Annotated in this window: 8 protein-coding genes and 1 pseudogene (2 of these 9 cut by a window edge); all 9 read left to right on the forward strand. The window is 39.3% G+C overall.

Going from position 1 to position 7500, the window contains the following annotated elements:
• On the forward strand, positions 1-501 hold the 3' portion of the coding sequence (locus tag AMET1_RS00895; RefSeq protein WP_086636603.1) for an RIO1 family regulatory kinase/ATPase domain-containing protein. Its footprint begins 372 nt before the window's first position; 501 of the gene's 873 nt are visible here — the last part of the coding sequence; its start codon lies beyond the left edge, outside the window; it ends in the stop codon at positions 499-501.
• Between the two features lie 145 nt (positions 502-646).
• Positions 647-1921 (forward strand): DUF460 domain-containing protein, encoded by a 1275-nt coding sequence (locus AMET1_RS00900; protein ID WP_086636604.1) that lies wholly within the window; start codon positions 647-649, stop codon positions 1919-1921.
• Positions 1922-2288: 367 nt separating this feature from the next.
• Positions 2289-2723, forward strand: a complete 435-nt coding sequence (locus AMET1_RS00905) for a hypothetical protein (RefSeq protein WP_143406786.1) — start codon at positions 2289-2291, stop codon at positions 2721-2723.
• Between the two features lie 308 nt (positions 2724-3031).
• Positions 3032-3202 carry a 4Fe-4S binding protein gene (locus AMET1_RS00910; protein WP_086636651.1) on the forward strand — a complete coding sequence of 57 codons (171 nt, stop codon included), beginning with the start codon at positions 3032-3034 and terminating at the stop codon, positions 3200-3202.
• Positions 3199-4377, forward strand: coding sequence for an NAD(P)/FAD-dependent oxidoreductase (locus AMET1_RS00915; protein ID WP_201721223.1), 1179 nt, complete (start codon positions 3199-3201; stop codon positions 4375-4377). The genes AMET1_RS00910 and AMET1_RS00915 overlap by 4 nt, the downstream gene beginning before the upstream one ends.
• A 225-nt stretch (positions 4378-4602) precedes the next feature.
• Complete coding sequence (gene rnhB, locus AMET1_RS00920; RefSeq protein ID WP_201721224.1) at positions 4603-5277, forward strand: ribonuclease HII; 675 nt, start codon at positions 4603-4605, stop codon at positions 5275-5277.
• Positions 5270-6112 (forward strand): TatD family hydrolase, encoded by an 843-nt coding sequence (locus AMET1_RS00925; RefSeq protein WP_086636606.1) that lies wholly within the window; start codon positions 5270-5272, stop codon positions 6110-6112. Before rnhB ends, AMET1_RS00925 begins: the two co-directional genes overlap by 8 nt.
• Positions 6113-6205: 93 nt before the next feature.
• Positions 6206-6376 (forward strand): annotated as a pseudogene (locus AMET1_RS08115) (IS200/IS605 family transposon protein TnpB); the annotation flags it as partial.
• Positions 6377-6828: 452 nt separating this feature from the next.
• On the forward strand, positions 6829-7500 hold the 5' end (the start) of the coding sequence (gene serA, locus AMET1_RS00930; RefSeq protein ID WP_086636607.1) for a phosphoglycerate dehydrogenase. The gene runs 906 nt beyond the window's last position; the window shows 672 of its 1578 coding nt (coding positions 1-672); its start codon is at positions 6829-6831; the stop codon falls past the right edge of the window.

The raw sequence follows: 7500 nt of genomic DNA on the forward strand, positions 1-7500 counted from the left end.
GAGGGTAAGGTTAATTTTCGTGGTATTCGTCGTTCGCGTGACTATCTTGGTGATAGGGAGCATTTCAGTAAGTTGTATATTGCTAAGTTGGCTGCTGAACGTGAATATCGGTTTTTGAAGAGGCTTTATGGTGAGGCTAGGGTTCCGGAGCCGTATAGTTGGAACCGACATTTAATCGCTATGGAGAAGCTGAAGGGTAATGAACTCAGTCGTGTAACATTGGAAAATGACCCTGAATTTGTTTTAGATTTAATTTTAGATGAAGTTGAAAAAACCTTTAAATTAGGGGTTGTCCATGGTGATCTAAGCGAATATAACATTATAATCGCCGAAGATGAACTAAAAATAATTGATTGGCCCCAAGCAGTTGAAACCGACCACCAATTAGCTACGAAATACCTAAAAAGAGACATAAAAAATGTAGTAAAATACTTCAAAAAGAAATACAAAATCGATAGAAATCCTGAAGAGATATTCAAATCAATTGTAAATCAAAAATAAAAAACCCGAACCCCAAAACAAAAAAGGTAGGTATTTCGTTGATTTCTGTATTTGGTTCTAGAGATCTTTTTATTTTTGTTTTTGGTTGGTGGTTTAGAGTTGGTTTTTTTATTTGGGTTGAGGTCGTTTTTATTTAGGAGGTGGGATGTGGGTTGATGGTTGTGTAAATAAATTAAATATTGTTGTAGGTTTGTTTGTTTATTTGGTTTTGGGTTGGTTTGTTTTGGTTAGGCGTAAGTATTTGTTTGTTGGTGTGGATCCTGGTACTACTACTGGTGTTGGTGTTGTTGATTTTGATGGTAGGGTTGTTGAGGTTTGTTCAGGTCGGGATATGAGTTTTGATGATGTTGTTGGTTTTTTGGTTGGTTTGGGTAATGTGGTTGTTGTTGCTACTGATGTTTCTCCTGCTCCTGATTTTGTTGAGCAGTTGAGTACTGTTTTGGATGCTGTTTTGTGGGTTCCTAGTTCTTCTTTGAAGCGTGAGGTTAAGAGGGATTTGGTTAGGGATTTTGATTGTGGTGATAAACATCAGGTTGATGCTTTGGCTGCTGCTTTTAAGGCGTATAGGAGTATGAAGGGTAAGTTGAGGCGTGTTGAGTCGAATGTTCCTGATGATGTGTCGGAGCGGGATGCTAAGAAGCTTGTTTTGAAAGGTAATAGTTTGCAGGAAGCTGTTAGAAGCCTTCGAAGTGAGCGAGAGCAGGATGTTGTTGATGAGGATGAAGTTAGTCAGGAAGTGGTTAACCGGATTCATGGGTTGGAGAACAAGGTGGTTGAACTACAGGAAACTGTTGAAAAGTTACGTAGAGAGAAAGAGGAGAAGGAAAACGAGATCACCGAATTGAAAAGCGAGTTGGCTAGAATAAAAAGTAAACGTTTCTTAAATGCAATCACCTCCCAGGAAGTTGAAGATAAAAAAGAAGAAATCAATAGCCTAAAAAGAGAACTAAAAGAAGAAAAAAAGAGAGTAAAATGGCTCAAACAAAAACTACAAGACGCAGAAGAGATAGACCAAGTCAGAAACAATAAAAACATAACAGTAATGAAAAAACTAACCTCATTCACAATGAAAAAAATCAAACAACTAGAACAAGGAATCGGAATAAACGAAGGCGACATAATCTACATCGAAGACCCAAGCGGAGGCGGCAGCACAAACGCAGAAAGACTCTCAAAAAAAGTACGAGCAATAGCCCACAAAGCCAAACTCTCACACCCAGCAAAACAAAAATTCAAAGAAAAAGAAACACCAATAATCACACTAAACCAAATCAAAGACCACGGAAACTACGTAACCGCCCCCAAACAAAAAGTAGAAAAAGAAATCCAAAAAGCCAAACAAAAACTAAAACAAGAAAAAAAAGAACAACTCAAATCACTCAAAGAAAAATACGGCCACGACAAAGACATAGAACTATAACAAAACAAAAAAAACAAAATGCAGAAAGACAGTTGTTTCAAGTTATGCAGGTGTAGAAAGTTTTTGAGATAGATAATGGTTTTTTTGGGTTGTTTACTACAAAATAAATTGTTTTTTTTGATAACTTTTTTTTGTGTTCATGGTTTTTTTGTTTTTTTTTGTCGTTATTTTCAAGTGTTTTGAAGTATGATTTTATTTTATGGACTAGTGATGTAACTTTAAGTTGTTGATGTGAATGGTTTTTTAGATATAGCTCGAGTGGGAGGTATGTTTGGAGTTGTTGTGGATTTAGGGCGTGGTGTTGTATTGGCGCTGTAGGGAATTAGAGTTTGATGGTGTCACTGGGTTGTTTTGTTTGGTGTTTGTATTGGATAGGATTGTTGTTTGTGGTTCTCTGGATTTTACTAGGGAGATTGGGAAGATTCGGCGTAGTTTGGAGAGAATGGGTTTTGAGGTTGTTATCCCTAAGACGTCTGAGATGATTTTGGATGGTGATGTTTCGTTTGAGCGTATTCTTCAAGAAAAAAGCTCTGGAGATATAGTTGATAGGGCTATAGAACTGGATCCATTGAGTTATTATTATGATGCTATAAGGAACTCTGATAAGGTCTTGGTTATCAATCTAACGAAAAATGGAGTTGAGGGATATATTGGTGGTAATGTTTTGATAGAGATGGGTTATGCTCATGCTTTAAATAAACCGATATACCTATGGAATGAAATCCCTGAGTTACCCTACAGAGATGAAATTCAGATTATGCAGCCTAAAGTTATAGACAAAGACCTATCAAAACTAGAATAGAGGAAAAAACATCTAGAAACCTAAAAACACAAAAACCTATATTTTTTTAAATATTTTGTTTGTAATCCTCGTAACGGCTGGAGCCGATGGGCTTTCGCCTTGCTACCGCTATTAAATTTTTGTTTTTAGGTTTAAATTTGAATCTGAGGTTTGGTGGGAAAAAGGTATATTTTTTTATTTAATTATGTTAGGTTTGTTTCTATATTTTATTGTTTTAAGTTTCTTGGTATCTTTTTTTTGTTTTTGTTGTTTTTTGGTTGTGGTTTAGCCTAAAATTTTATAGTTGTATTCTATCAATGGTATTGTTGATGATTGAAGTTGATAATGAGCTCTGTGGACATTGTAGTGCTTGTGTCGGTGTTTGTCCGGAGAACGCTCTCGACTTAGTTGGGTATAAGGTCGAGGTTGTTGGTGAGTGTATCGATTGTGGTAATTGTGTGGATACTTGTCCCCTTGGAGCTATTGAGGGGGGTGTGTGAGTTTGTTTGATGTAGTTGTTGTTGGTGGGGGTCCTGCTGGGGCTTCTGCAGCGCGTTTTGCTAGTGAGTTTGGGTTGGATACACTTTTGGTTGAGAAGCGTCAGGAGATTGGGACGCCTGTTAGGTGTGCTGAGGGTGTGGGTAAGAGTGTTGAGGAGTTTATTGATGTTGATGAGAAGTTTCTTTCTAAGGAGGTTGTTGGTGCTCGTATCCACTCGCCTGATGGGACTTATTTTGATATGAATGATGATGACGCTGGAGACGAGGTTGGTTATATACTTGAAAGGAAGATTTTTGATCGTGAGTTGGTTAAGCAGGCTGGTGAGAGTGGAGCTGAAATTAAACTAAGGACGAGAGCAACCGATTTATCTAGAGAGGATGGGCGTGTAAAGGTTAGTTTGCAGAGAAATGGAGGTGTAGAGACCGTTGAATCTAAGGTTGTTGTTGGTGCCGATGGTGTTGAGTCTCGTGTTGGCCGGCTAGCTGGAATACCAACGAACTTAAAGTTAGACGATATCCAGTCTTGTGCTCAATATTTGATGACTGGGTTGGACGATGTTGACTTGGATTACACGCATTTCTTTGTTGGAAATGATGTTGCTCCCGGTGGATACGCATGGATATTCCCGAAAGGAGACAACAAAGCAAATGTAGGGCTTGGAGTCTCCCCTGTAATGGCGGATAAGAAAGCAAGCCAACATCTAACCGATTTTGTAGATAACCATCCACAACTTAACGGAGGCAAGGTGATCGAAGAGGTATATGGCGGTGTACCGGTAACTGCACCACTACCAGAACTAACAGCAGACAACATAATGCTTATCGGTGATGCAGCACGACAAGTAAACCCTGTAACCGGTGGAGGAATCCTCAATGGAATGAGAGCAGGGAAAATAGCAGCAGAAACAGCAAAAAAAGCAATCGATGATGGAGACCTAACCAAAAAAGGACTACAGCCATACGAAGAAAAAAGACAGAAAATCGCTAAAGAAAACAAAAAATACTACAAAATCAAAGAAATCTTCCAAGAACTAGACGACGAACAATTCAACAGCCTAGTAAACTCACTAGAAGGAGTAAACGTAGACGAACTATCAGTAACAGGACTTGTCACAAAAATAGCAGTCAAAAACCCCTGGATAAAAGACAAAATCAAAGACATACTAGCACTATAAAATAAAATCAAAGACATACTAGCACTAACACCCAAAAACAAACCTCCTCCCTTCCTTAAATATTTCAAATAAAATATAGAACAAACTCAAAAAAAGCCTTGAAGAATTGGTTTTTTAGATGTTAAGTTGGTTTGTTTCGAGTTGTCTTGTGTTGTTTTGTTTGTGGGTTGTTGTGTGTTTTTGTTTGTTTTTTTAGGTTATTTTTGAATGGAATAGGTTGTATTTATGATTGTTGTTGGTGTTGATGAGGCTGGTAAGGGTCCGGTTTTAGGGCCGATGGTTGTTGCTGCAGTTGTGGTTAGGCATGGTGGTGGTTTTAAGGAGAGTCCTAGTGTTTTTAGAGGTTTGGGTTTAAGAGATTCTAAGAAGCTTGGTCGTGGTGTTCGTGAAAGGTTGGAGTGTGAGATTAAGGAGAAGGCTGTTGAGTATAATGTTGTTTCGGTTTCTGCTGATCAGATTGATGAGTTACGTAGGGTAATGACGATGAATGATGTTATGGTTAAGGCTTTTTCAAAGGTGTTAGAGCCACTTGATTTTGAGGTTGCTTTGTTAGATGCAGCTGATGTAAATGAAGATAGGTTTGCAAGGAATATTAAAAAGGAGTTAGGTAGTAGCCGTGAGTTCCATGCATTGCATGGTGCAGACGATGCCTACCCAATTGTATCTGCCGCATCGATCCTTGCAAAGGTGGAGAGAGATCGGGAGATTAAGAAACTTGAAGACAGAGTTAAAATGAAGGTGGGAACTGGATATCCCCATGACAAACGAACAATAAATTTTATCGAAAGATATCTCAAGAAAAACGGTGAGTTACCGCCTTCAACCAGAAAATCTTGGAAAACAGCTAAACGACTAATTAACAAACAAAAACAATCAAACTTAGGTGACTATAATGATTGATATTCCGATATTTGATAATCATATGCATTTGAGGCCTGATGGAGAGGGTGTTGATGCTGTAAAGGAGTTCAGTAAGGCAGGTGGTACACACCTAATACATGTATCACTACCCTCATGGAACTACGGAGTCGACCCAAGGCAAGAAGGATATAAACCGGCATTTGAAGAAACAATAAAACTAACCGAGAAAGCAAATAAAGAAACAGATGTCCAGGTATACAGTGTTTTAGGAGTTCATCCTGCAGAACTAACCAAATGGATGGGTATGGGCATGACACTAGAAGAAGCCAGCGAGATGATGAAACAAGGAATCACATTAGCTAGAAAATACGTCGAAGAAAACAAAGCAATCGCTATCGGAGAAGTAGGAAGACCCCACTACAAAGTAGAACCCAAAATAATGGAGAAATCAAACGAAATCATGAAACACGGTTTTAGAGAAGCCGCATCCATCAACTGCCCAATACAACTACACACAGAATCAATGAACCAACAAAAAACCAGAGAACTCACAAAAATGATAAAACAAACAAAACTACCCGAAAACAAAGTAGTGCAACACTTCGCAAACCCAGACATAAAACAAAACAAAATAACACCCTCAATCGTAGCATTCAAAGACAACCTCAAAAAAGCACTAAAAAACAAACAAAACTTCATGATGGAAACAGACTACATAGACGACCCCGAAAGACCAGGAGCAGTACTCGGACCAAAAACAATACCAAAAAGAACCAAATGGCTCCACAAACAAAACCACACAACAAAACAAAAACTAACCCAAATACACAAAACAACACCAGAAAAAACCTACAACATCCAGATAGAACACTAAAAAAAATTAACAATCTCCCTTTCCACATCCCTTAAGATTACGGAGGATTCGAGGCGTAAGCCTCGCCCTTCAGGGCGGGGATGAAGCCGACCAACGGCGTCAGAGACGTTCCTTCGGGAAAACAGCGATTGCGAAGTCAGGCCGATGGCACGGCCTGTGCGATTCGAGTGGGACGACCACGAATGGTCGGGGACACCACACCCTCACGAAAGTCCCAAAGAAGTGCGCACGAACCCGCAAGTTGCCTCCGTGGAATCAGCATAGCCGAACCCCCAACGGAGGAATCCTCGCGCTTTAGTGCAGGGAGGCTGTCAAGGTATTGGTTATTTTGATTGAATTTATAGTATATTTTTTAATGGGTGTGTTGTTTGTTGGTTTGGGGTTGGTGAGGCACTTTGGTTTTGTTAACCTGATAGCTGGATACAACACCATGCCTAAAACAATAAAATAGAAGTTTAGGTTGATTTTTTTAAAGAGGAAGGTGGGTAACTTATTGTTTTATTTTGCTGCCTTGATGTTCTTGATAGGGTTAGCATGGATGGGTCTATGGTTTTTGGTTTGGGCGTTATGGGTTTTGTTTTTGGTTGTATTGGTTGGTTTTGTTGTGTATGTGAATACTGGTGACTAATTTATTAAAAAGGGGTTAGGTTTTTTTCCCTAAAAGTTAAATTGGGTTAGAACTATTTTTTCTCGAGTTTGTATTTTAGGGATTTATTATGAAGATACTTATTAGTGATAGGATTGATGATGAGGGTGTTGAGGTACTTAGAGAGAACGCTGACATCGATATAGAGACTTCGTTGTCGCATGAGGAATTGGTTGAGGTTATCGGTCGTTATGATGGTATTATTGTTCGTAGTGGTACCACAGTTGATGAAGAGGTTTTAATGGCTGGTGACCGGCTTAAGGTTGTTGGTCGTGCAGGTGTAGGTGTTGACAATATAGATGTTGAGAAGGCGACTGAGTTAGGAATTATTGTTATTAACGCGCCTGAAGCAAGCACGATCTCTGTTTCTGAACATACGATGGGTTTGTTGTTGTCTGCGGCGAGAAACATACCGCAAGCCAATATGTCGATGAAGGATGGTAAGTGGGAGAAAAGCCGGTTCCTGGGTGAAGAGGTATATGGAAAAACATTAGGTACATTCGGTTTAGGTAGGATAGGAGCTGAAGTAGCTAAAAGAGCCCAAGCCTTCGGAATGAACGTCATCGCATTCGACCCCTATATCTCACAAGAAAAAGCAGGTGAACTCGGAGTTGAGATAACCGATAAAAACAACCTGCTAGAACGAGCCGATTTCGTAACATTCCACGTACCACTAACAGACGAAACCCACCACATGATAAGCACAGAAGAATTCGAAACAATGAAACCAAACTCAATAATA

Source organism: Methanonatronarchaeum thermophilum, assembly GCF_002153915.1.
Lineage (GTDB): Archaea > Halobacteriota > Methanonatronarchaeia > Methanonatronarchaeales > Methanonatronarchaeaceae > Methanonatronarchaeum > Methanonatronarchaeum thermophilum.